This window comes from Nesterenkonia sp. YGD6 (genome assembly GCF_022565895.1).
Classification (GTDB): domain Bacteria; phylum Actinomycetota; class Actinomycetes; order Actinomycetales; family Micrococcaceae; genus Nesterenkonia.
Window position 1 is genome coordinate 233,854 of sequence record NZ_JAJOYY010000002.1, and the last position, 25,707, is coordinate 259,560.

Below are 25,707 nucleotides of genomic sequence, written 5' to 3' on the forward strand. Positions count from 1 at the left end.
CTCATCAACTGAGAACTTCAGCAGATGACCCTCAATCAAGGAGTCCCATGCAGATCAACGCCCGTCGTCTCGTCGACCGCAGCGCCGTCATCACCGGGGGCGCCAGCGGCATCGGTCTCGCCAGTGCCCGCCGCATGGCCGCCGAAGGAGCACGCGTCGTCATCGCCGACGTCGACGCGGTCGCCGGGGAGCAGGCCGCCGCGGAGCTCGGAGGCCTGTTCGTCAAGGTCGACGTCACCAACCCGGAGGAGGTCCAGGACCTCTACGCGCAGACCCATGAGGCCTTCGGCAGCGTGGACATCGCGTTCAACAACGCCGGCATCGCCCCGCCCGACGACGCGTCCATCCTGGACACCGGCATCGACGCCTGGCGCAGGGTCCAGGACGTCAACCTCACCTCGGTCTACCACTGCTGCAAATATGCGATTCCCTATATGCAGAAGCAGGGCAGGGGCTCCATCATCAACACCGCATCCTTCGTCGCCGTCATGGGCGCGGCCACCTCGCAGATCTCCTACAGCGCATCGAAAGGTGGCGTCCTCTCGATGAGCCGTGAACTGGGAGTGGAGTTCGCCCGCCAGGGCATCCGCGTCAATGCCCTTTGTCCCGGACCGGTCAACACGCCGCTGCTGAAGGAACTGTTCGCCAAGGACCTCGAAAAGGCGGCTCGCCGCCTCGTGCACGTGCCGCTGGGCCGCTTCGCCGAGCCCGAAGAGCTCGCCGCGGCCGTGGCCTTCCTGGCCAGCGATGACTCCTCGTTCATGACCGCCTCCACGTTCCTGGTCGACGGCGGCATCTCGGGAGCCTACGTCACGCCGTTCTGAGCGTGAAGGCTGCGGCGGGGGCTCTCCCCTGCCCTCCGCGGGGAAAGCTTTAACCTTTCTGAAACATCACGGCGCGCCCGGTGAAACACGAGCCAGTCACCATTGAGATCAGCTCGCATCGGTGAAGTTCACCGATGAATTGATGTTTCCTGGAGGGACACATGGAACTTGGATCACTAGACGTCTGGGTGCTTGTGGCAAGCGGACTCGTGCTGCTCATGACACCCGGACTGGCCTTCTTCTACGGCGGTCTGTCTCAGGCCAAGTCCGCCATCAACATGATGATGATGAGCTTCGCGGCCATGGGACTCGTCGGCGTGGTCTGGGCCCTCTGGGGCTCCGCCATCGCAGGTGGAGAGTCCGTCGGCGGCCTGTTCGGCAATCCAGCCACTGACTTCGGCCTCTACAGCACCCTCGCAGAAGCACCGGAGGAACTGATCGGCATCGGCTTCGGCGCCACCTTCGCCATCATCACCACGGCCCTGATCTCCGGCGCGATCGCTGACCGCGCCAAATTCTCCGCCTGGATGGTCTTCGTGCCCATCTGGGTCACCCTGGTCTACTGCCCGCTGGCCTTCATGGTCTGGGGCGATGGTGGACTCCTCGTCGAGGGCGGCGCCGTGGGCGACGCTGTCGGTGAGGCAGTCGACTACGCCGGCGGGCTCGTGGTCCACATGTGTGCCGGCCTCGCCGCTCTGGTCCTTGCACTGATCCTGGGCAAGCGTCGCAACTTCACCGAACGCGAATCACACCGCCCCCACAACACCCCGTTCGTGCTGCTGGGCGCCTCGCTGCTCTGGTTCGGCTGGTTCGGCTTCAACGGCGGCGCAGCCACGGAGGCCGGCGAAGCAGGACTCATCTGGGTCAACACCCTCCTTGCCCCCGCATCGGCACTGGTGGTCTGGCTCCTCACCCAGCGCATCCGCGGCGAGAAGCCGACCGCCCTCGGCGCCGCATCGGGCATCGTGGCCGGCCTGGTGGCCATCACTCCCGCCTGTGCCCACGTGGACCCGGTCGGCGCCATCATCATCGGCGCCGTCTCCGGGTTCCTCTGCTACCTGGCAGTCGGCCTGAAGTACAAGCTCGGCTTCGACGACACGCTCGACGTGGTCGGCCTGCACTTCGTCGCCGGCCTCTGGGGCACCGTCGCCATCGGTCTGCTGGGCCGCGCCGAACTGATCGACGGCGAACGCTCCGGCCTGTTCTACGGCGGCGGTCTGGGCCTCATGGGCTCGCAGGTCGTGGCTGTCCTGGTGACTCTGGTCTTCACCGTGGTGATGACCGCGATCATCGCCTACGCCATCCACGCCACCATCGGATTCCGCGTCACCTCGGATGTCGAGACCCTCGGCATCGACCGCTCCGAGCACGACGAAGATGCCTACATCTTCGAGACCATCAACGGTTCCAGCAAGAGCCCCGCTGGCGCACCGCGCGAGTGACGGCCTCCTAGGTCACCGCTTCGTTTCAAGAGCCTGGGTCCGGTTCATCGAGCATCTCGCTCGGTCAACCGGACCCAGGCTCTTGAGTGGATTCAGCAGCAGCGCCTCAGGGCTGCACTGTCTCAGCCGACTCTTCCTCGGCCTCCAAGGTCTCCGGAGCCTGAGTCCAGGCCAGGGCGCCGAACATCAGGATCACCCCGGTGACGCCGAAGGCCCAGGCGTAGCCGAGCTGGTCCACCAGGAACCCCGCCAGCAGCGGTCCGATGATCGCGCCGAAGTCCTGCGTCATCTGGAAGGTCGACACCACCGATCCCCCGTTGCGCCCCGAACCGACGATGTCGGCGATCGCCGCCTGCTGGGCGGGGTTCATCAGCCCGGTGCCCACCCCTGCGATCACGCTGAGCAGCAGCAGGATCAGCGGGCTGGGCGCCAGACCGAGAAGACCCGTGGCGAGCGCCGAGATGAGAAGCCCGAGGATGATCGGACGTCGTCGTCCATACCGATCTGACCGGCGCGAGAAGAGCAGCACGGCTGCCACGTTGCCGGCGGCGAACGTGGCCAGCGCGACTCCTGCGAGCTGGCTGGAATCCAGCATCCATCCGGAACCGACGAAGGCGGTGGCGGCGAAGAGCGGCACCACGGAGTTGCGCAGCCCGAAGGTCGCCCATCCGTTGGCGAAGCCGGCGGTCAGCGCCGCACGGTATCCGCGGTGCTGCCAGGCTTCGGCCAGGGTGACCGTCTCTCGATCTTCCTTGCGACCACGGTCCTCCAGCCGGGACTGGCGAAGCATGATGAACACGATCGCCGCCGCCACCACCAAGGCCCCTCCGTAGACCAGGAAGGGCACCCGAGGGCCGAAGACCAGCAGTCCCGAGCCGATGAGCGGACCGGCGACGCTGCCGAACAGGAACGCCGAGGCGTAGGCGCCGGAGACCCGGCCGCGGATCGTGGGCGGGGACTTCCGAGCCAGGAACGTCATCGCCGAGACGGTGAAGAAGGTCGAGCCGATGCCGCCGAGCGCCCGGAAGAGCAGCAGCAGCTCATAGCTTGGGGCGTACGCGGTGGCGATCATGGACACCGCCACGATGAGCAGCCCGATCACGTAGACCGGGGTCTCCCCCAACCACTGGGTGAGCTTCCCGGAGGCCGGCGCGAAGAGCAGCCGGAAGAGCCCGAAGGCCGAGACCACGGCCGAGACGGCCATGGCGGAGACCCCGAAGTCCGAGGCGTACTGCGGCAGGATCGGCGCCACGATGCCGAAGCCGATCGCGATCACGAAGGCCGAGACGATCATCACCTTCAGCTCAGGAGGGATCCCGGTCTTCACCTCACGTGTCATTGAGCCGCTCCTGTCCTTATGCCACCGGTCATCCTCGTTGCTCAACGCAACGAACCCCAGGACCATTCCCTCCGCCGGTCTTCGATCCCATGGCACGATGGGAGCACTTCATCACGAGAGGCGATTCGATGGAACCCACCGGTGGCAGCCTGGAGGCCCTTCTGAGCGCGATCACGCCGAAGGTTCGGCAGCGAGACGCCCGCACCATGGTGGGACTGATGCAGCGCATCACCGCCGAAGACCCGCAGCTCTGGGGCAGCATCGTGGGCTTCGGGACGTATCACTGCCGCTACGACTCAGGCCGCGAGGGCGACGCTCCTGCGGCCGCCTTCGCCGCACGTCGACAGGCCACCACCATCTATCTGCCCGACGGGATCGACCCGCACGCAGAGGAGCTCGGCCGCCTGGGTGCGCACAGCACCGGAGTCGGCTGTCTCTACATCCCACGCCTGGACCAGGTGGATGTCACGGTGCTCGAAGAGATCATCACCGGCTCGTATCGGTCCGTCACGGCGTGGTGAGCTCTGCTGCTGTGGGCTCTGCGGAGGTCCCCAGCCGCTGGGAGACGACCCGGGTGGAGCCGTCCTGCCGCATGGACACCCCGTAGAGCGCATCGGCGATCTCCATCGTGCGCTTCTGGTGGGTGATGATGATCAGCTGGGAGGATTCGCGGAGCTCCTCGAAGATCACCAGCAGGCGGGAGAGGTTCGTGTCGTCAAGCGCGGCCTCCACCTCGTCCATCACGTAGAACGGACTCGGCCGGGCTTTGAAGATCGCGACCAGCAGCGCGACGGCGGTGAGCGAGCGTTCCCCGCCGGAGAGCAGCGAGAGGCGGCGGATCCGCTTGCCCGGGGGCCTCGCCTGCACCTCGATGCCGGTGTTGAGCATGTCCTCCGGGTTGGTCAGATCCAGCCGACCCTCCCCGCCGGGGAAGAGTCGCGCGAAGACCCGTTCGAACTGCAGCTTGGTGTCCAGCCAGGCCTCGGTGAACACCTTCTCCACGGTGGCATCCACATCGGCGATGATCTCGAGCAGGTCCTGCCTGGACCTCTTGAGATCGCTCAGCTGCTCCTGCAGGTAGCCGTGACGCTCCTCGAGTGCGGAGTGCTCCTCGAGCGCCAGCGGGTTGACCTTGCCCAGCGCCCTGAGGTCACGGCGGGCCTGCGCGAGCCGCTTCTCCTGCTCGGACCGGTTGAAGGGCACGCCCGACTCGGCTTCGTCAGCTGGATCGGCTGGATCGGCTGGGTCCTCGGGCCTGTCCGGTTGGGTGGGATCAGCCTGCGTCAGGAGCTGATCCGATGCCTGCGGAACCAGCTGATCCGGACCATAGTGCTCGATGAGGTACTCCGCGGTGAGGCTGAGCTCCTCGAGTCCGCGGGCCTCCGCGGCCTCCAGGCTCAGTCGCAGCTCGGTGCGGGTCAGCTCCGCCTGGTGCAACGCAGCCGTGAGAGTCTCGAGCTCAGCCGCCTCGGTCTTGCGCGCTGTGCGAAGTGAGAGGGTGCGCTGGCGGGTCGCGTCAGCGGCGGTCTCGGCGGCGCCGCGAGTGGTCTGCGAACGCTGGAGGACGCCGAACAATGTCTGATAGGCCGCTTCGGCTTCGCGCTGAATGGTCTCTGCCTGCAGTGCGCGGGAGCTGCGGACCTGAGCGATCCTCCGCGCCTCTTCCCTGCGTGTCTCTTCGGCGGCTGCGCTGCGGCGCAGCCCGGCGGCGCGTTCGAGCATCTGTTTGTGCTGCTCTTCGGCGGCGCGCAGCTCCAGCCTGGCGTCGACCTCTTCGCGGCGCTGGGTCGTGGCAGCAGCGGAGAGTCGATCCCGTTCAACGCTGGACGGCTCCTCTTCGGTGTCCTCGCTCTGCGCCGCCTGCAGGCGCGCCTCGGCTTCTTCGCACTGCTGCTGGGCCTCGGCAGCGGCCGCATCTGCCTCGCGGATCTCTTGGTCGGCGTGTTCGATCCGCTCGGCGGACCGCGCCAGTTCCGCATGAAGCCGGCCGAGCTGTTCGGTCGTGGCGTGCATCTCGGCGTCGTTGGCATGCAGCGCCTGCAGGGTCTCCTCGACGTGCAGCTCCGCGGCGTTGACCTCTGACTCATCAGCGACGGAGGCGGAGACACGTTCGTCGAGCTCGAGCTCACGCTGGCGCAGCGCCTCGGTGAGTTCGCTGATCTCGGCATTGATCGCGACGTCGGAGTTCTCCAGCACGGTGCCGCCGATCTGCTCACCGGTGCGGAGGATGACCCCCGCAGGAGTCACCGCGGTGCGCACCTCGGGAAGCTCCAGCAGCGCGGCCGCCTGGCGCTGGTCAGCGCAGAGCACGACGCCGGCAAGCGCGGCGTGCACCGGGATCTGAAGGTCGTCGTCGATGCCGACCACCTGGCGAGCCCAGATCGCGCCTGCCGGCAGCTCGATGCTGGGGAGTTCGATGTTGTGGAGCTCGATGTCGGGGAGCTCAGCGCCGTGAACCGCACTCCCCGGAGGCTCAGCGGCGGGTCGGCGGGAGGCGAGAGGAGTCTCGGCCGCCACTTGGTGGATCAGGTGCGCACGGCCGGCCTCTCCGGCCGCCAGCCAGCCCAGTGCATCAGCCGCGGTCTCGGCGTCCTTGACGATGAGCGCCGCGTCGAGGCTGCCGAGGCAGGCGGCGATCGCGGTCTCCCACCCGCGGGTGATGCGCAGCCGGTGCGCCAGGGGTGCCACGATCTCCTCGGCCCGGTCGCGGAGCAGCGCCGCGGCTCCGTCACGAGGGGTTCGGGCGGCGGAGAGTCCGGAGAGCCGCGCTCGGTGTTCGCTGATGACCGTGCGCAGCCCCTGCTGCTGTGCCAGCTTCTCGCCATAGGCCCCGCGCAGTGCTTTGAGCCGCTCATGGGCAGCCTCGTAGGCGGCGTCAAGGCCCTCTTCGCCGGTCTCGACGCCCGCGATCCGCTGCTCCAGCTCCGCGAACTCGCCGCGGGCTCGCTGCTGCGCGGCGCGGGCCGCGTCGCCCTGTTCCTGGCCACGAAGGCGCCTGGCCTGTGCCGCGTCGATGCGCCCCCGGGCGGTGTCCACCCGGCCGCGCAGCGTCGCGAGTCCCGCGCGACGGTCCGCGACGGCACGCAGCTGCTCGGTCAGACGGGTCTCTTCGTCCTTCCATGCCTCCTCAGCCTGTGCCCGCCCAGCGGAAGTGCGTTCCAGGCGTTCCCTGGCGGCGGTGACCTCGGCGTCGAGCTCTGCGGCCTGCTCGGCCACGCTCTGGGCCTGGGCCCGCAGCGCCTGCGGGTCGCGGCCGCTCAGTTGCACCACGGCGGAGGCCTGCAGGCTGCGGGCGCGCTCCTCGGCGAGCGAGGCGACCGAGCGCAGCCGCTCCTGGACCTGCTCGAGCCGGTGGTGACCGGCCAACAGCTTCTCCGCGTGGGCGCGCTGCGCTGCGGCCTGCTTCTCCAGCTGCGCGATCTCGGTGTCCTGGGCGTCGAGCCAGGCGCGCAGCTGCTCGGCGGATTCCCGGTCGTCCTGTTCGCCCTGGCTGGACTCGTGCAGCGCGGTGGCCGCACGGACGAGGTCATCGGCGATGAGCCGGGAGAGTGAATCGCGCAGATCGTGCTGGATGCGCTGAGCTCGGCGGGCTACCCGGGCCTGCCGGCCCAACGGGGCGAGCTGCCGGGAGATCTCGCTGATCAGGTCCTCGAGGCGGGAAAGGTTGGTCTGCATCGATTCGAGCTTGCGCACGCTGCGTTCCCGACGGCGACGGTGCTTGAGCACCCCGGCAGCCTCCTCGATGAAGCCGCGCCGCTGCTCCGGGGTGGCCTGCAGGATCTGATCCAGCTGCCCCTGCCCCACGATCACGTGCATCTCCCGGCCCAGCCCGGAGTCGGAGAGCAGCTCCTGGATGTCGAGCAGTCGGCACTTGGCGCCGTTGATCGTGTAGTCGCTGCCCCCGGCGCGGAACATCGTCCGAGAGATCGTGACCTCGGAGTATTCGATCGGCAGCGCGCCGTCGGAATTGTCGATGGTCAGCGACACCGAGGCGCGTCCCAGCGGCTGGCGCTCGGTGGTGCCGGCGAAGATGACGTCTTCCATGGTGCCGCCGCGCAGGGACTTGGCGCCCTGTTCGCCCATGACCCAGGCCAGCGCGTCGACGACATTGGACTTGCCCGACCCGTTGGGGCCGACCACGGCGGTGACCCCTGGTTCGAACTCGAAGGTGGTGGCCGAGGCGAAAGACTTGAATCCGCGGACGGTCAGGGTCTTCAGGTGCACTCTGGGGAGTCCTGCCTAGATGGTGGCTCTGCGGGCAGCGCCTCGCGGTTCACATCTACGCTGAGGTCCATGACCCAATTCTACGCAGTCACTCGCGACTCGCCTGATCAGCCCTGTCTGCGACAGAGAGCTCCCCAATTTTCATCTCAGCGCTTGAACAGGAAAGGGAAACGGTCCTTCAGCTGCTCCTCGAGCATGGGGACCATTGATTCCACATAGGAATTCGTCAAGTGACTGTCATCTCGGTAAACGGCGACGTCACCTATGACTGCCGGACAGGCGTCTTCCCAGCAGATGTACTCCGTCATGTCCACGCTCACGGTGGATTCCGGAAGATCAATACCGTTCAGGGGGTTCTTCTCAGCGAGAGTATCGAATGTCGGGCCGCACTCGAGCGCGCCTCGACCTCCAGCCAGACATTCCGGAACATCGTCGTTCGGCCGCGGGGTACCACGCATCAACAACAGGTCAGAACCCGTCTCGACAATCTCCAGCCACCGATCCGGCGCGCCCGCTTCAATCTTCTCAGGCCCTCCGCCCTCTCGGGAGACGACGCTTCCTGGTGTGACCACCAGGTCCGGTTGCCTCTCGCGCAGCACGTCGAAAAAGTCCACGTTCCATTCGTGGCACATGTTGGCACTGACGTCCGTGACCTCTCCGAATCTGCAACCGGACTTGTCAGCCAGGATGAGCTCCCAATCATTCTCCTGAGCCATGAGCACGAACGCCGCGTGCCACTGCCCCGCGTGGGACCCACCTGCAAGCATCACCGTCGCCTTCGGGCTCTCTGGTGCATCCGGATCCTCACAGACGAGGGCTTCACCTGTTCCTGGGTCGTTGCCCCCGCGCTGGCGGCAGTCCCACCCGTAGTAGGCAGGCATGTCATTCCTGATGGCAGGAATCGGCGGGTGAATCTCGGCACCATCCCACGGATCTGCCGAGGGCGTCCCCACGGCCGCTGCGCCGAAAGGCGTTCCTTCCGCCGTGGAAGGCGGTGTTCCCGCCACGGCCGGTTCATTGAGGGTCGCCAGTGTCGCGCTCGATCCCACGGCCGCCGCTGCCAGGACCCCTGCTGCAAGACCGAGTTTCAGTCTTGGCCGAGAGAAGCTCGATCTGCTCAGCGGCACTTCCACCAGGCGGTGGGTAAGCCACGCCAGCGCAAACGACAGCGCAAGGATCAGGGTGCCTCCGCGTAGACCAACCTGCTCCCGATCACGAATTTCGAGGTAGAAGATCAACAAGGGCCAGTGCCAGAGGTAGAGACCGTAGGCCAGGTTTCCCACCCAGTTGATGGGCTTCAGGGTGAGCAGGCGATCGACACTCGACCGACCAGACGCAGTCGGGTTCGGGTGCGACGACGACATCAGTATCAGGGCAAAGCCGATCAGGGGCCAGAGCGCCAGCGGTCCGGGAAACACCTCGGCCCCGTCCATGATGAAACCGGTGCTGACCACGAGTGTCAGGCCGACCCAGCCCGACACGGTTCGGGCCGCACGGCCCAGTGCGATTCTGGACGCCAACAAGGCAAGCAGCCCGCCGAAGGCGAACTCCCAGAAACGTGTGGTGGTCATGAGGTACGCGCGATCTTGGTTGATCGTCTGCATGTAGATTGCGTGGGTGAACGAGACGGCGAGCACAAGCATGACGAAAACGGTCATGACCGATGCTGCCGATCGATTGAGACGCTTGGCGCACCACACCGCTGCGACGGCCACCAATGGCCAGATCAAAAAGAACTGGCCCTGCACCGACAGCGACCAGAAGTGCTGAAACGGACTCGCCGTCGCGTCTGCAACCTCATAGGACATGCTGTCCGCGATGAGTTGCCAATTCTCAAAGTAGAGCAGCGAGGCCCGTACTTCGACCAACAGTTGAGCGTTTCGCGTACTCGGAAAAACTAACCAGGACGCGAAGAATGTCACCGCTATGACCAGCCCGGCTGGGATCACGAGGCGCCTGAGCAGACGGAGAAGGTACCGTCCCACTCGAATCGTGCCGCCTGATTCAGCTGCTTCCCGCAGCAGCATGGCGGTGAACAGGAAACCTGATATCGCCAAGAAGATATCGATTCCACCTGAGACGCGCCCCGCGCCAAACAGGTGAAAAGCCACCACACCAAGAATCGCCAGACCTCGGAGACCATGGATCTCCGGTCGAAATTGCCGCGGAGGAAGCCCGTCTATGAGCACTGGAGTCTTCTTAGGTGATTTTCGAGCGTGCTTCATCTACTACTTTCGCTGAGAACGGACAGGATCAGGCATATAACTGACGGAGCAAGCCAGCTGAATCGAAGGAAGATAGGAGAAACAGCATCCGCTACCTGAAAGCCTGGTCGTTCGTGGAAACATCTCGCGGTCAGGGCTTTCTTCCATGTCCGGGCGAATGGCCTTGACAACCATAGTGCAAATCTGTGCAAATCCTGAATGTCGACACACGTTCGATTCTGAGTCTTTTCATAAACCTGAAAATGCCGACGAATCCAGGAAAGGATAAGGTCCCTGATGGAAGAAGGGGTCGCCCGGCCAACTCTCCGCAGGGGACAGGCGGGACCTCTTGCGTTCGACTCGATTCCCCTGGCCCCGTTGACGGCCCGCTTCTCACCCGGCCTTCGAGGGCCGTGGCAGACTCAACCTCCCGCCAGGCGCTTGCCTCGCCGATGAGCGTGCGGAATCCACGGGCAAGCAAGTCACCACGAGCCCGGGCCAGCTTCTAAGGACGCCATCTCCCGCAACAGGATCATTGGTATTGACCGGTCTGGCCTCTAGGCATGGTCACTCCCCCGGTCGCCCCCGCCGCTCATCACACGACTAGACCCAATCCCTCATGCGCATAACGTCTCCTGCTGGCCCGGGGGCCTGGCGGGACTTTGGACTAGTCATTGATGGACATGGGGTGGAAGTCCTCGAGCCGGTTCCCGAGGCCGAACATCGCAGCGATCGCCGCCACGGTGCGCTGCGCGGCGTGGCCATCACCGTAGGGATTGACCGCATTGGCCATCGCGGAGTATGCCTCAGGACTGTCGAAGAGCGCGGCGACCTCCTCGACCACCCGCTCCTCGGCAGTGCCGATGAGCCGCACCGTTCCGGCGTCGACGGCTTCGGGGCGTTCGGTGTTCTCGCGCATCACCAGCACCGGCTTGCCCAGCGAGGGAGCCTCCTCCTGCACGCCGCCGGAGTCGGTCAGCACGATGGTGGCCAGGTTCATCAGCCGGGTGAACTCCCCGTAGGGCAGCGGCTCGGTGACGATCACGTTCTCATGACCGGCCAGCGCGGGCAGGATCGCTTCACGCACCACCGGGTTGCGATGTGCAGGGAGCACGATCAGCTTCTCCGGGTACCGGTTGGCCAGGCGAGCCAGCGCGCGGCCCACTCCTTCCATGGCGGATCCCTGGTTCTCCCGGCGGTGCGTGGTCACCAGGAGCACATCCCGGCCCGAGGCCGCCGCGTCTTCGAGCTCGGCGTCGGCGAAGGGCACGTGCTTGCTCGCGACCTCGAGCAGCGCGTCGATCACGGTGTTGCCGGTGACCACGATGTCCTCAGCCGGAAGGGCCTCGCGCAGCAGGTTGGCGCGGGACTGGGCGGTGGGGGCCAGATGCAGCGCGGTGATCTGGCTGGTCATCTTGCGGTTCGCCTCTTCGGGGAACGGCGAGTAGAGGTTGAAGGAGCGCAGCCCAGCCTCGGCGTGGATCACCGGGATCCCGGAGTAGAACGCCGCCATCGCGCCGGCGGTGGTGGTGGTGGTGTCTCCCTGGACGACGACGGCGTCGGGCTTGTTCCGCGTGAAGATCGCGTCCAGGCCGGTGACCGTGCGGGTGAGCACCCCGTTGAGCGTCTGCCGGGGCTGGATGATGTTCAGGTCATGGTCTGGCACGATTCCGAAGAGCTCGTTGACCTGGTCCAGCATCTCGCGGTGCTGCCCGGTCACGGTGACCTCGCACTCGAAGAGCTCGCTGGCCTGCAGCGCCTTGACGATCGGCGCCATCTTGATGGCTTCGGGACGAGTCCCATAGATGGGCATGATTCGCTTCATGGTTGTACCTGTCCCTTCGCGCGCATAGTGTCTGCCACACAGCCTAGCTTCCCGTGCCGACATGGGACCGGTCTAACACCCAGGTATCGGGGTTCGGACCGATTCTGCCGATAAACTCAGGCCCCATGTCAGCACCGCAATCCGGACGGTGCAGGAAAGGGGTTGATCGTGCGTTCAGCATCGACGCGTTCGCTGCGCAGCCGTGCCGCTGCGGCCCCCGCCGCTGAGGTCCAGACCCTGACCCGAGGTCTGCCCGAACGCAGGTTCCGCCCAGAGCTCCACGGGGTCCGCGGCCTGGCCATCCTCGGCGTCGTGCTGTTCCACCTCTTCGGAGCAGGCCGAGTCTCAGGCGGCATCGACATCTTCCTCGCAGTCTCGGGCTTCCTCTTCACCGGCATGCTGCTGCGCGAGTCCGCCGCCGGCGGCGGCCCCATCGACATCGGCCGCTACCTCGCCCGGATCGCACGCCGTCTCCTGCCAGCGGCCGCCCTAGTCATCACCGTGACTCTGGCCATCGGACTCTTCCTGTTCCCCAGCACTCGGCATGACCAGCTCTGGGGTGAAGCCCGGGCGTCCTTGCTCTACTTCGAGAACATCGAGCTGATCAACTCGCAGCTGGCCTACGGCGCCGCAGGGCCCGACACCAGCCCGTTCCAGCATTTCTGGTCACTCAGCGTGCAGGGACAGTTCTACCTCGTCTGGCCACTGGTCGCCATCGCCGCGGTGCTCCTGGCCCGCAAGATCAAGAAGCCCGCCGCACACGTGATGATCGCACTCGTCGGGCTGATCATCGCGGCATCCTTCATCTTCACGCTCTACATGCAGACGATGGACCAGGACCAGGCCTACCTCATGACGCGCACCCGCTTCTGGGAACTTGCCTTCGGCGGCCTCCTCGCGCTCGTCGCCTCCTCGATCGCCCTGCCTCCTCGATTCCGCTTCCTCGCCGGCTGGCTCGGAATCGGCCTGATCATCACCTGCGGCTTCGTCCTCGACGGGGCCTCACTGTTCCCGGGACCCTGGGCGCTGTGGCCGCTGGTTGGCCTCACACTGGTGATGCTCTCGGCCAACGGCGGGATCGGACCCCGAGAATCCAAGGCCAGCGCCGCGACGTTCCTGTCCAACCGCTTCTTCGCCTGGATCGGCAACATCGCCTACGGGCTCTACCTGTGGCACTGGCCGCTGCTGATCTTCTACCTCCAGGTGCGCGACCAAGACGCGATCGGCGTGCCGGGGGCTGCGGCCGTCTTCACGGTCTCACTGCTGCTCGCCTGGGCGACCTACCGGTGGGTCGAACAGCCCATGAGCAGAACGAAGATCCGCGAGAAGACACAGCTCGCATCCGCCGCCGTTCTGCTGGGGGCAGCCGGAGTGGCCTCTTCGCTGATCCTCAACCAGCTGGCGCCTGTGATCCCAGAGGGCTATGCCATGTCTGGGGTTGATCGGAGTGACTACCCCGGCGCGGCCGCTGTGGGCGGCGGGCAGCCTGTCGATGACAGCATCGACTTTTTCCCGGAACCGACCGAGCTGAGCGCAAGCCTCCCGATGCACATGTCCTGGGACTGTGAACAGACGTACTTGAGCGAACCGGGCTCCGACGAGGTCACGGTCTGCGAGGACCCTGATCCGCCCGCTGACCCGGTGGCCACGGTCATGCTGACCGGAGGCTCCCACTCCGGTCACTGGTACAACGCACTCGCGCTCCTTGCCGAAGAGCAGGACTGGGAACTCATCGTCGTCATCAAGTCTGGATGCAGGTTGCAGCACACAGACGAGGCCGATGGCGATGACGCAGACGAGGACGATGACATCTATTGCGCGAGGTGGAACGCAAACCTGCCCGCCTTCATGGCGGAACGTCAACCCGACGTGGTGATCTCCACCGGGACCGCCTTATACGACAGCGGCAGTGAGGAGCACCTCACCCGGGGAGCGGAAGATCGTTGGAGCGAGATCGTACAGACCGGCGCAGAGCTGCTCCTGATCCGGGGAACAGCTCGTCCAGACGAGGATGTGCCTGACTGCCTGGCGTCCGGCGGTACCGCTGAGAGCTGCGGCCCTAAATACAGCATCTACGCCGAGCATGATCTCCTTTCACAGGCCACCCAGGATGCGTCGATCTATTCGATCGACATGACCGAGTACGTGTGCCCCGACGGCTCATGCCCGGCCGTCATCGGCAATGTCGCCGTCTACAGCGATAACAGCCATCTCAGCGCGCACTACGTGGAGACTCTCGCCCCGTACCTGGATGAGAAGATCAGGGACGTAATGCCCCAGCTGTACCGCTGATTCCCTGGTCCGTCCCGGGCCTCTTGGAGATTCGGCGGTCGGGCACCCGGTGGTGGCGACGCACGAGGAGCGACCGAGCGGGCCCCGAGAGTCTCCACAGCCTTGCTTCCCGTTCCGACATGGGACCGGCCAAATACCCAGGTACCAGGGTCCGGACCTATTATGCCGGTAAACTCAGGCACCGTGTCAGCATCGGGATCCAGAACGATGCGAGAAAGGATTGATTTTGCGTTCAGCTCCGGTGCGTCCGTTTCGAGATGTCCATAGGCGACTGACCCCTGCACACTGGGTTGCCGTGACGATCTTCGGAGGCGTCGCAATATTCAGTTCAATCGCGGCGTCGCAAGAGTGGTGGACCGGGGTCGTAATCGGCATCTGCGGCTTGCTCTTCCTCACCTTGGCTGTCGCCATCTACGGATTTAACAATGTCTCACGACGGGTAATTACTCAGACCACAACCATCTCCCGTCAGCTGCGCAGAGATCGCAAGAGCGAGTCGCGCGCCGTACCTTCGGTGGCCGTGCAGACTCACGAATCCACCACGGCCTACTGGGCGAGGCAGGTTCGGTCCGTCAAGGGTCAGTTGCCGTGGTTCTCGACTCTGGCTATTCGAAACCGCCTGATCGGCGCTCGAGATGTTCTGGCACACGCGGCGACCAATGGGCGCTACGACTTTGCCCAATTCGGAGACATTCTGGAATCCTCACGCATTCCGATGTATCAGGACAATGCAGATCAGCTGCTCGAGCACAACATCTGGAAACCTGGGCTGATCAGCCTGGCGCGAGTGCTGTACTCCCAGCGGACTAACGAAATGGACCTGCTCGATGCCTTGAGCATCTACGATGCAATGCGTCGCTGGCACGGATCGACGTCGATCACCGGAGTGGACCAGTCCTATTATGCGGATCTCTTGACCTGGAAGGGACGGTCCGTGGAGGCACTCGAGATCATCGATGCCTCGCCGGCTCAGAGTGCCGGTCGGCGCTACGCGCAGAGCTTCCTCCGATTGAACGCCATCAACCCCAACGTCACTGGAGACGTTCGACGTCGGCACGAGTGGCTCGAATCGATGAACGATTTGCTTGCGCAGAGCGGCCTCACGCCTATCAGCGTTGAGAATCTCGAAGCCCCCTCGTTCTTCGAGCTGCGAGCCGAGACTCCCGAAGCCGCTATCGCGCCAGAGAACCAGCCGCTGGTCAGTGTCATCATGCCGATCTATGAGCCCGACTCATCTACGGACCTTGCTATTCAGTCGCTGCTCAATCAAAGCTGGCGGAATCTCGAGGTTCTTGTCATAGATGACGCCTCCCCTCGCTACGACGAGCAGGGTCTCCAGACGGACTATCGCGATCGTCTGCAACGCTGGGCTGAGCAAGACGAGCGCGTGCGGCTGGTCTTCTGCGAGCAGAACCGTGGTGCCTATGCGGTGCGGAATGACGGATACGACCTCGCGAATGGCCTCTTCGTCACGATTGCGGACAAAGATGACTGGCATCATCCGCAGAAGATCGAGCTCCAAGCGACCGAGCTGCTCAACGACACCTCGGTCAAGGCGAACCTCGGTAACTGGGTCCGGGTCAGCGAAGAACTCGAGTTCCTGCTGCGCTGGGGGCCGGATCGGGTGGTACATCCCAGCTTCGCCTCCTTGATGTTCCGACGCGAAGAAATCCAGCAGACGCTCGGGTACTGGGACACCGTCCGAAAATCCGGTGACGGAGAGTTCAAGTTCCGATTCCAGCTCGTCTACGGCGTGGATCTGCAGCCGACGATCACGGCTCCTCTCGCGTTCTCATTGATGGGCAGCGGAAATCTGACCAGTTCGGATCTGGGACTCGGGTTCCGTCACGATGACCGTCACGCGTACCAGAGGGCGTACCGCGATTGGCACCGCCAGATCCAGCGCGGTGAAGCCTCGGCGTACATGCCGAAACACCCCACGACACGCCCCTTTGTCGCACCACCGAGCTTCCTCCCCCAGAAGCCCACGGAACCACCGGCGTATGACGTCGTCTATCTCTCAGAGTTTGGCTTCGAGGCGGGCAACTCCAGCGTCCTCCTGCAGGAGATCACTACTTGCCTAGAGGCGGGCCTGCGCGTGGGTGTCATTCCTATCGAGAATGGACTGATCGCCTCGGCGTCCAAGCGCCACTTCGTCCCGTTCCTTGAACGTCTGGTTCTGAACGGTCAAGTGGACCGGCTCTCAGTTGAGGGCGCTGCGACGACAAAGCTCCTGCTCGTAAGGTGGCCAGCCAGCCTGCAACTTGCCCTTGGGAAGCGATCGGGCCTCGTTGCCCAGCGGATCCTTGCGGTCGCAAATCATATGCCCTATGAACTGGCCGGTGACAGGCGCAGCTACGACGTCAGAACCGTCTCACGCAACATCGCCGCGACATTTGGCAGCGAGCCGGTGTGGGCCCCGGAGAGTGAGCGCCTTCGCGACTACCTCGAGGATCTGGTCCCTTCAGGGGTCCTCTCGGCTACCGCCTGGAAGGGCATCACCGTCCCTCTGGACGACGTCTCGCGCAACAATCGAGTTCCAGACCTTGACCGTACGCCGGTCATAGGACGACACGGCCGTGATCACCCAGGTAAGTGGCCCTCCACCAAGAAGGACTTCCTCGCCGCGTATCCCGTGGACGGTTCCGTCGAAGTCTCGATACTTGGAGGCGCGAGCACGCCGATCCGATCTGGGTGGCTCTCGGAGGAGCTTCCTGACTCTTGGACGGTCTACCCGTTCAACGGTATCGACGTCTCGGACTACCTTCGGAGCCTGGACTTCTTTGTCTACTACCATAGTGACGACCTCGTGGAGGCCTTCGGCATGGCGATCTTGGAGGCGATGAACCACGGAGTCGTGTGCGTACTACCGCCGCACTTCGCCCCCGTATTCGGGGATGGAGCGGTGTACGCGAAGTCAGGCGAGGTGCAATCGACCATTCAGCGGTTCTGGGACGAAGAGATGTATGTTGCTCAGCGCGAGAGAGGATTCGACTTCGTCAACGACGAGTGCAGCCCTACGGCCTACCTCACGCGTCTTCGGGATCAGGGAGTGGAAGCAGGCTGAAGTTACGGACTCCCTACACTGCTGTGCCCAATGAGAAGAGATTGACGCTTGAGGCAAGACGCCGAGAATGACCACCTGACGAGCGGGTTGCCAGAACGCAGATTCCGCCCAGAACTTCATGGAGTTCGCGGTCTGGCCATCCTCGGAGTGGTGCTGTTCCATCTCTTCGGGGCGGGTCGCGTCTCCGGTGGCATCGACATCTTCTTGGCCGTATCGGGCTTCCTGTTCACAGGAATGCTCTTGCGGGAGGCGACGCGCTCTGGCGGTTCGGTCAACGTCGGTCACTACCTTGCACGTCTGGTCCGGCGACTTCTGCCTCCAGCGGCCGTGGTCATTTCCGCGACCTTGATCGTCGGGCACCTGCTCCTCCCCAGTACGAGACATGAACAACTTTGGGGGGAAGCCCGAGCGTCCTTCTTTTATTTCGAGAACATCGAGCTGATCAACTCTCAGCTTGCCTACGGAGCGGCAGGACCGGACACCAGTCCATTTCAGCATTTCTGGTCGCTGAGTGTGCAGGGGCAGTTCTACCTTGTCTGGCCACTCGTAGCCATCGCATCGGTCCTTCTCGCGCGAAGACTCAAGAAGCCCGCAGCCAGCGTCATGGCCGTCCTCGTGGGTGTGATCATTGCCGCGTCTTTCATGTTCACGCTCTATATGCAGACCGTGGATCAGGATCAGGCGTACCTCATGACACGGACGCGGTTCTGGGAGCTGGCTTTTGGTGGTCTCCTCGCTCTCGTCGGAACATCTATTGCCCTGCCGCATCGAGTCCGCTTCCTTGCCGGCTGGCTCGGCATCGGTCTGATCATCACGTGTGGTTTTGTTCTCGATGGCGCCACGCTCTTCCCTGGCCCTTGGGCCCTGTGGCCCCTGGCTGGTCTGACACTTGTGATGCTTTCCGCCAATGGGGCGGATCGTCGCGAACCCCGGAGAAGCGCAGCTGCTTTCCTCTCCCATAGGGTCTTCGCGTGGATCGGCAATGTGGCCTATGGCCTCTACCTCTGGCACTGGCCGTTGCTGATCTTCTATCTGGAGTTTCGAGACCAAGACTCGATAGGGGTGCGCGGGGCTGGCCTCGTTTTCGTGGTCTCATTGCTCCTTGCCTGGTTGACGCATCGGTGGATTGAAGAGCCTGTGAGCAGGACCAAGCTGGACATCAGAACTCAGCTAGTGTCCGCACTGGTTGTCCTCACTGTAGTTGGAACCGCCCTCTCGGTCGTTCTGAGCCAGCTGGCGCCCACAAATCCAGAGGGATACGCCATGGCAGGCGCTGACCGTGACGCCTACCCTGGTGCGGCCGCAGTAGAGGGCGATGCCGGTGCGGCAGGCATTGATGTTCTTCCGGAGCCGTCGGAGCTGGGTGCCAGTCAACCGATGTACTACTCGTGGGGGTGCGAGCAGACTTACGAGAACGAACCAGGAAACGATGAGGTCCTTGTCTGCGAGGATCCTGATGCCCCAGCCGACCCCAAAGCCACGGTGATGCTCACCGGCGGTTCACACTCGGGACATTGGTACAACGCGCTTGCGCTTCTAGCCGACGAATACGAATGGGAACTCATCGTCGCCGACAAAGCGGGGTGCCGATTGCGACACACAGATGAGATCGACACCGACACGTGCTCACAATGGAATGACAACCTTCCCGAAGTGATCACAGAGCGTGAGCCGGACCTCGTGGTCACCACTGGAACTGCTCTCTACCGCAGTGGGAGCTCAGAGGAGATCACTCGGGGAGCAGAGGATCGGTGGGATGAGATCATACACACAGGCAGTGACCTTCTGCTGATTCGCGGAACGGCACGCCCTGACGACAACGTGCCTGATTGCCTCGCCGACGGTGGAACAGCTGAGAGTTGCGGAGCTGACTACAGCATCTACGCGGAGGACGATCCACTTGAGTCAGTGGCTGGCAATGACTCGATCCATACTATCGATATGACTGAGTTTGTGTGCCCAAACAGGGCTTGTCCAGCCATCATCGGGAATGTCGCTGTATACCGGGACGACAGTCACCTCAGCTCCCACTATGTGGAAACCTTGGCTCCCTTCCTGGATGAACGTATGAAGCGGGCAGTCCCCGAGCTATACCGCTGAGACTCCGGCTTGGATCGCGCCTTAAGACGCGGATTGGCACCAGTCTTGGCACCGCGTGTGGTTTCGAAGCCAGTTTGACGGGTTGTGCATGTTGCTCGGGTCTTTGGCAGCGGGATACCACCATGAGTACTCCTGATCGCCGAACAAGGTTCCGACGGGTCGTCCCTCCATCAGGTGCCGCTCCAGGCGGGCCGCGCCATGAACCCAGGAAAGGCCCATCGCCTTGTCGTGTGATTCGACGTAGCTCTGTTTCCCGCCACTCGGCACTGAAGTCAGTTCGCCGAGAACTGGACCTGCGGCGGTGGCGTACATGTCGACTCGCACGAATGGTAGTCCCGAAGCTAGTGACAGATGTTGGGCGGCCTCAACGAGCTGGGGGAAATTCGCGGGGACATCGATGGACTCATCGTAGGCGAGACCATTGCGAATCTCTCCCAAGGGTTCTCCGCGAGAATCCAAGAATCGGCTGCTGAATCTCTGCCGCTCCATGCTTCCGTCACTGGACGAGCGCATGATGTAGACCTGCATCACCTGGCCGTAGGCGCAGTAAAGTTTGACATCCTCGGGGATGGCCCAGCCACTCGGGCTCTCCAGGAATTCCTCGGCAAAGAAGGGAGCGCGAGCTTTGCCCAATGCTGTCCGCATGGCTTCAGGCACCTCATCACCTGCGAAATCTATACTCCCGTCGGTTGAACGCCAACCTCGGGCTGTGCGCTCCAGTGGAAACACCCCCTGTGCGCTGTGCCCGCCGTCACCCTTGAGCACCACGCGGTCGACAGAGATATCCCGCAGCGTAACGTCCTTGCGAGACGTCCAGACACCATGGATCTTCGGCGATCTGACACCGTGGCTCTGAGCCAGAGAATAGTTGCGCAACTTATATGGCACCTGCGCCATGGGGCTCAGACTTCGATCCCCAGCTTTTACGGCAGCACTGTGCTGCGCCGCATATGCAGCAAGGAGCGCCTCGAAAGATGGTGCTCGACGGCGGAGGCGCTCCTGCCTCGCCAGGGCAGCCAGCCGTTCAACGTCTCGAGCCAGATCGTCACGCTCCCCTGTGACGGTCGCAAGGGCATTCGAGCTTTCCACTGCGGATGCCTCTGCACCTCGGAGCTGCTCCGCTGCGGCATCCAGGTCACGCTCACGATCCATGGACATCTTCTCGAGGCGGTGCAACTTGCGATCGCGCCACGCGAGCCCGGGAATCCTTCGCACGATGGCTCCACGCGGGTCTCTCATAGGCTCCTCAGGTTTCACGGTACGGCTGTTTCGACGGATGCAGATCTAGCTGCGCACGCAACTCTCGGCGGGTGTGCTGTAGACACATTACCTTCACTTGACGGTGTTCTGTTGCTCTGCGGCCTTGCGCAAGGACGAGTCAACCACCGGAGCGGACAAACATGTCCACAACGCCTTCGGTCACATTTCGCGACTGGCCGAACGCCGGGTAGCGGTGTATCTGGTGGCTTGCGCGATCGTTGGCACCGATGATGGTTGCCCCGGAGTCACCGGTGCTCTGGATCGACAAGTCGATACCTGCGGCAAGCAGCCCTGGCATCGCCCACCGGGCTTCCACGGCCATCTCAAGGACCTTTCGACGCACAATCGATGTTACGTCCATGGTTAATCCACCACCGTGCATATTCGGAGATTCTTGAATGATGAGCAGGTGGCCAGACTCGGGGACGCTCTGCGGGTCTATCCCTAGGCGAGAGAGTCGCTTGAGCATGACTGACTCACCGATGTTCATACGATTCAAATAGATGTTCTGGCTACGCCATGATTGAAGATCCCGCGCCAGTGACAACACTGTCCGGCGTCCGTCACCAATGACGAACATCGGGAGCCTTACGAGCGCGGCGTGGGCGGCCTCACCCGCGACAAACACCCGGAGTCCTATGCCTCGATCGTCGCGCTCGATCAAAATCTCCTGCCGCGACAGTGCAGATCTCTCACTGGTATCCCAGGGCCTCGGCGCATCGACGAAATTGAGCGCCGCGACCGCCGATTCCCACGCCGAGACAAATCGCTCCGGAGAACTCACGCCAGTCGAAACGCCCCGCCCGGCACTCCTGCCGTCCGGTTTGACCGCGACGGGCCACCCGAGGGAACTCGCGTAGCTGTCGGCGACATTGCGCTCATCCCGCCGGAAAGTTTTGCCCTCTGGAACCGTCAGCCCAGCCAACTCCATGAGGTGCCTGGTGGATGCCTTTGAGGAAAGCGTGCGTTCGGCCAGGTCGCTCGTCAATGAGGTCGAAGACCCCTCACGTCCTCCGACTACCCTTCCGTTTCTCGAATAGACGCGGTAGTCGTCCACAACGATTGCTGCCTTTACTCCCCTACGCTTCGATGCCCCCCATAGGAGCCCGTGAGGCTCGAGTATCTTCGCAGGCCGATTGAGTTCCCCAAGTCGGGGCAGGACGCTCTCATTGACGAATCGCTCGAGAGGGCTCAACTCCCGATCGCCGTTCGGAACAACTTGGCTTGGCCAATCAAGCGGCGATTGGGACGTCGATTTCTTCACCATGGTCCCAAGCCTAGCGCCGGGCCCACACATGGCTCGCCATGAAACTGCTGTACCAGACCACTCAATGTCTCCTGAGCCGTCCGCGAATCGTGTGCATGATTCCGCCGAGTTGAGGCTTCGATTGACGCGGGGCGTCGGTTTCTCCCGGCGCGGCGGGGGGAGTCACAAGCGCATCAGCCACTGCTGCGGCCACGGATCTTGAGGTGCCGAACGCTGGGGCGTCGTGGACCAGGAGGTTGGGGCTTGTATTTATCTCGATGACCGAAGCGCCATCGCGCGTCGAAAGACTCGGCATCAAGATGTCCACCCCGGCGAAGCCCAGGCCGGGGACGCACGAGCACACATGTTCAGCAAGCTCCAAGACTTCTCGCGGAATGGTGGTCGTAAGGTCCACGGCGATACCTCCCTGAGACAGGTTGGCCGTGCCATTGAGGAACTGCACCCGTCCCGCATCGACCACTGCATCGAGGGTCACACCGTGTCGAGCGAGGTATCGCGCGTCGGGCTTCAATCTTCGATCTTTGAGGTAGACGTGCTGGTTCCTCGCTTCCTGCAGCTTCGCGATGAGTTCCCGCGCAGTGAGTTGACCGTCTCCAACGATGAAAGGAGGAATCCGTGTCGCAGCTGCCAGGGCCCTCCCCCTGACTACGATGATCCGCACGTCCACCCCGGGAACTTCTTCCTCCACGAGGAGCTTCCCGGACTCGGAAGCGTTCATTGCTCGCGTCCAGGCCGTCTGGAGTTCTTTCGGAGAGCTCACGCCGGTGGTGATACCCCGACCTTGACGCCCATCAACCGGCTTCACCACCTGTCGCTTACCAGCTTGCTCCAAGAGGTAAGCGACAGCTGCGTCTTGTTCCCCGGCGGTGAACTGTCCGTCCAGCGGCGTGGGGATTTTCGCCTTCCGGAGCACAAACTTGGTGAGGTGCTTCGAAGATGCGATGAACTGGGCAAGGGTGGTGTTTAACGAAGGAGTTGCCCCCATGATGCCTCCGACGCAATGCCGACCCTTGAAGACGAGCACGTTCTTCCCGACGTGCTGCGTTCGGCACCCTCTTGCCGTGACTGCAGACAGGATCGCTTCGGTGTGGGGTTGGGACTCGCCACCCTGGCTAAAGTCGAGCCATCGGTCTCGTAGGTGTTCATTTACGAACTCGAGATTGACCGACTCTGGGCTCGGCGGCGGAGTACTGCTGATAGAAGTCACTTAGGCCTCGCTGTGGACATGGTGGTCTGCACTCGGCAATGCGGGGAGCACGGGAACTAGGCCTATAGCCTAAATCACGCGGCTCAGATTCCCTCCCTCCGCATTCTCCCCCGCCATGCTCAAGAGTCCAGACCAACTTGGTACCTTGCCAGTACGTCGCTGCCAACCGGAGCGGTCAGGTTGGCGCTGGACCGCCAGCGCGGGGGTCGTCCTCTTCCAGTTCGTAGGCGCGGAGATGGTCTCCGGTGACATCGACACCGTGACAGCTTCCGGGGTCCTGGCATGAGGAGCGGTTCGACCCCTGGGAGCATCAACGACTCCGAGGACCCACCTCAGCGATCGGAGAATCGAAGCTCGCTGGAATCCTGCAACGCCTCTTCCAGGTGGGAGGAGAGACTCTCAGCGTAGGTCGCCGTGATGTGATTGGAGTCTCGGTAGACCAAGACCGACCCGATCACGGGCGCACAGTGTTGAGCCGGACATATCGAGTCGGTCATGTCGATCGTCGTCAATCCACTCATCTCGGCGGCCTTCTTGAGCTGCCGGTATCCGCTCGAAGAAAGCGCTTGGTCTCGTTGAACCGCACACTCGCTAAGATCGTCTTCATGCTCTACAACACATTCCGGCACATCAATCTCAGTTCTTGGGGTGTCGAGAATGACGGTCAGCGGAATCCCTGACTCACTGAGCTGACCCCATATCTGCGAATAGCCTTCTTCGAGGTCACCCACCGGGACACCTTCCGGCACATCCTCCGGGGTCTCGTACCGAGATGCACTGACGACGACGTGGTCCACGTCGGATCGCTGGCTCAACGACGCCACGATCTCCTGTCCCCACTGATAGCACTCCTCGTAGAAGACTCCTTGATGGGACAGCCCTACTCCATTGAGAGGGCAGCTCGACTTCGTGTACGTCTCCAATCGCCAACTGTGCGACTCCGCAACGGGGGCGAGAGCCGGGAGCCATTGGGCTGCATGTGAATCCCCGACCAGAGCTACTACGTAGTCGGAATCTTCATCGCCGAATACGCACGGCTCAACCTCTGTAGCGTTCTGCTCCTGGTGGCACCCGAGGTCAAATAGGCCAGGATTGTCATCAGCTGCATCTTCGGGCACGGGCGTGAACGCATTCACGCTATCGACAACATCGCCGGCCGCACCGTCGTCATTCAGCACTTCGGCCCCAGCAGCGTCTCTCGGAGCAAGCTCGTTCGGCTGTCCGGATAGACCCACGGCCAGAATCATCACCAGACCAACCAGCACGGAGGCCAGCATCATTGCCAGGCCCACCTTGATGGCACGCCATCGGTCCCGTGCGACATAACTCCATGTTCGGAATGGTGTCTCGATGTACGTGAAGCTGAGCCAGGCCGGCAGGATGGCAAGCAGGATGATCGCGAGACCGTGGACAAACTCGAGCTCGCCACCCAGGAGATATGCCCCGAAGACCAAGAGAGGCCAATGCCAGAGATAGAGTGAGTAGGAGAGGTCTCCCAACCATCGCATCGGCTTCAACACAAGAATCCGTGAGACTCCGGTGTAGGCCCGACCAGACATACCTCCAACGATGACCGCCGCCGCCCCCAGCGTGGGCAGCAGAGCGGCCGCCCCTGGGAATGAAGTCTCGTTCGAATACATCGCGCCTGCAGTGGCGATGCACGCTAGCCCTAGCGGCTGCAGCATGTACCCGACCTGCGGTGGGATGCGCTCGAGGTATACGGCGAATACCGCAACAGCCGCACCGATACCAAGTTCCCAGAGACGAGTAGTGGTGACGAAGTAGGCTCGCGCGGGCTCAGCGGCCGTCCAATAAACGGACCACAGGAGCGAAGGCACAATCATCAGCGCGACTCCCAGCTCCAATGCTCTTCTAATCCTGATGCGCTCGAGCGCGAGCGACTGTGGCAGGGACCTGACAGTGCGCAGACGCGCGACAAGGGCGAGGACCACCACGAGCAGAAGGGGCCATACGATATAGAACTGCTCTTCGACGGCGAGCGTCCAGAAGTGTTGCAACGGACTCGCCGCCGCGTCGGCGTTGAGGTAGTCGGTGTTCGATGCGAATACCCAGTTGACGTAGTACAGCGCGCTGCCTACGACATCATGGCCAACGCCCTCCCATCGGGTTCGGGGGAGAACTAGCAGCGTGGCCACAGCTGTCACCATGAGAACCGCTGTCGCGGCGGGAAGAATCCTTCGAATACGCCGCGCGTAGAAATCGGAGAGGTCGATCTTGCCAGTCTCAAGACTTTGACGCAGGAGCATTCCTGTGATCAGGAAACCGGAGATTACGAAGAAGACGTCCACCCCGACAAACCCGCCTTCGAGAAACGGTGCACCAGCGTGATACAGCAGTACAAGACCTACCGCTACAGCACGCAATCCCTGGATGTCAGGTCGGTATTTTGATTGGGTGTAAGCGTGCCCTTGCACGGGTGTCGTCATAGCTGCAGTCACGGTCCTGCTCCTTGAGTCAAAGAGTCCACGGAGTGATCTCCAGAGACACGTGGGTCATGATATGCAGGAGACACGCCCCCTCCTCCGCCATTGGACGCGTGTTCGCCAATAGTGTTCTGCGAATCCGCGTCTCATCGCTGTTTCAGTGCTGCAAGGATCCGGTGGGTGTCGCGGAGCGCCACCAATACAGCCATCAG

Annotated in this window: 14 protein-coding genes; 6 read left to right on the forward strand and 8 right to left on the reverse strand. The window is 63.2% G+C overall.

From position 1 onward, the window contains the following. Positions 1-47 precede the first annotated feature (47 nt). Together LTI14_RS04495 and LTI14_RS04500 are read left to right on the forward strand one after the other, a co-directional pair. Positions 48-824 carry a 3-oxoacyl-ACP reductase gene (locus LTI14_RS04495; protein ID WP_241475926.1) on the forward strand — a complete coding sequence of 259 codons (777 nt, stop codon included), beginning with the start codon at positions 48-50 and terminating at the stop codon, positions 822-824. Positions 825-985: 161 nt separating this feature from the next. Then, complete coding sequence (locus tag LTI14_RS04500; protein ID WP_241464941.1) at positions 986-2,266, forward strand: ammonium transporter; 1,281 nt, start codon at positions 986-988, stop codon at positions 2,264-2,266. 106 nt (positions 2,267-2,372) lie between these two features. Here the strand turns inward: LTI14_RS04500 and LTI14_RS04505 are convergent, their stop codons facing one another. Next, positions 2,373-3,605: an MFS transporter gene (locus tag LTI14_RS04505; protein ID WP_241475927.1), complete on the reverse strand. Its 1,233-nt coding sequence runs from the start codon at positions 3,603-3,605 to the stop codon at positions 2,373-2,375. Between the two features lie 128 nt (positions 3,606-3,733). Between LTI14_RS04505 and LTI14_RS04510 the strand changes: the two genes are divergently transcribed. Beyond that, entirely contained in the window at positions 3,734-4,126 is a 393-nt protein-coding gene (locus tag LTI14_RS04510) for a DUF1801 domain-containing protein (protein WP_241470983.1), read from the forward strand. Here LTI14_RS04510 and smc read toward each other — a convergent pair. The 3 genes from smc to wecB all read right to left on the reverse strand — a co-directional run bounded on the left by smc (position 4,113) and on the right by wecB (position 11,858). After that, complete coding sequence (gene smc / locus LTI14_RS04515) at positions 4,113-7,829, reverse strand: chromosome segregation protein SMC (protein ID WP_241475928.1); 3,717 nt, start codon at positions 7,827-7,829, stop codon at positions 4,113-4,115. The genes LTI14_RS04510 and smc overlap by 14 nt on opposite strands. 146 nt (positions 7,830-7,975) lie before the next feature. Beyond that, the gene (locus LTI14_RS04520) at positions 7,976-10,054 is read right to left on the reverse strand and encodes an acyltransferase family protein (protein ID WP_274615898.1); all 2,079 of its coding nucleotides are present in this window, start codon (positions 10,052-10,054) and stop codon (positions 7,976-7,978) included. Positions 10,055-10,700: 646 nt separating this feature from the next. After that, positions 10,701-11,858, reverse strand: a complete 1,158-nt coding sequence (gene wecB / locus LTI14_RS04525) for a non-hydrolyzing UDP-N-acetylglucosamine 2-epimerase (RefSeq protein ID WP_241475930.1) — start codon at positions 11,856-11,858, stop codon at positions 10,701-10,703. A 168-nt stretch (positions 11,859-12,026) separates the two neighbouring features. Between wecB and LTI14_RS04530 the strand changes: the two genes are divergently transcribed. From LTI14_RS04530 to LTI14_RS04540, 3 genes are all read left to right on the forward strand, one after another. Then, positions 12,027-14,150, forward strand: coding sequence for an acyltransferase family protein (locus LTI14_RS04530; protein WP_241475931.1), 2,124 nt, complete (start codon positions 12,027-12,029; stop codon positions 14,148-14,150). Positions 14,151-14,445: 295 nt separating this feature from the next. Further along, positions 14,446-17,217: a glycosyltransferase gene (locus tag LTI14_RS04535; RefSeq protein ID WP_241475932.1), complete on the forward strand. Its 2,772-nt coding sequence runs from the start codon at positions 14,446-14,448 to the stop codon at positions 17,215-17,217. A 48-nt stretch (positions 17,218-17,265) separates the two neighbouring features. Next, on the forward strand, positions 17,266-19,317 hold the full coding sequence (locus LTI14_RS04540; RefSeq protein WP_241475933.1) for an acyltransferase family protein: 2,052 nt from the start codon (positions 17,266-17,268) through the stop codon (positions 19,315-19,317). A 21-nt stretch (positions 19,318-19,338) separates the two neighbouring features. Here the strand turns inward: LTI14_RS04540 and LTI14_RS04545 are convergent, their stop codons facing one another. From LTI14_RS04545 to LTI14_RS04560, 4 genes are all read right to left on the reverse strand, one after another. Continuing rightward, on the reverse strand, positions 19,339-20,469 hold the full coding sequence (locus tag LTI14_RS04545; RefSeq protein WP_241475934.1) for an ATP-grasp fold amidoligase family protein: 1,131 nt from the start codon (positions 20,467-20,469) through the stop codon (positions 19,339-19,341). Between the two features lie 226 nt (positions 20,470-20,695). Further along, entirely contained in the window at positions 20,696-21,634 is a 939-nt protein-coding gene (locus LTI14_RS04550; protein ID WP_241475935.1) for a hypothetical protein, read from the reverse strand. A gap of 271 nt (positions 21,635-21,905) precedes the next feature. Continuing rightward, positions 21,906-22,829, reverse strand: a complete 924-nt coding sequence (locus tag LTI14_RS04555) for a hypothetical protein (RefSeq protein ID WP_241475936.1) — start codon at positions 22,827-22,829, stop codon at positions 21,906-21,908. A 554-nt stretch (positions 22,830-23,383) separates the two neighbouring features. Continuing rightward, a complete protein-coding gene (locus LTI14_RS04560) occupies positions 23,384-25,510 on the reverse strand; it encodes an acyltransferase family protein (RefSeq protein WP_241475937.1) in 2,127 nt (708 codons plus the stop codon). Positions 25,511-25,707: the final 197 nt, after the last annotated feature.

Bases quoted from the DNA above. Each gene is read 5' to 3' on its own strand.
- LTI14_RS04495 (WP_241475926.1), top strand. From the start codon at position 48: ATGCAGATCAACGCCCGTCGTCTCGTCGACCGCAGCGCCGTCATCACC.
- LTI14_RS04500 (WP_241464941.1), top strand. From the start codon at position 986: ATGGAACTTGGATCACTAGACGTCTGGGTGCTTGTGGCAAGCGGACTC.
- LTI14_RS04505 (WP_241475927.1), bottom strand. From the start codon at position 3,605: ATGACACGTGAGGTGAAGACCGGGATCCCTCCTGAGCTGAAGGTGATG.
- LTI14_RS04510 (WP_241470983.1), top strand. From the start codon at position 3,734: ATGGAACCCACCGGTGGCAGCCTGGAGGCCCTTCTGAGCGCGATCACG.
- LTI14_RS04520 (WP_274615898.1), bottom strand. From the start codon at position 10,054: ATGAAGCACGCTCGAAAATCACCTAAGAAGACTCCAGTGCTCATAGAC.
- wecB (WP_241475930.1), bottom strand. From the start codon at position 11,858: ATGAAGCGAATCATGCCCATCTATGGGACTCGTCCCGAAGCCATCAAG.
- LTI14_RS04545 (WP_241475934.1), bottom strand. From the start codon at position 20,469: ATGGATCGTGAGCGTGACCTGGATGCCGCAGCGGAGCAGCTCCGAGGT.
- LTI14_RS04555 (WP_241475936.1), bottom strand. From the start codon at position 22,829: ATGGGGGCAACTCCTTCGTTAAACACCACCCTTGCCCAGTTCATCGCA.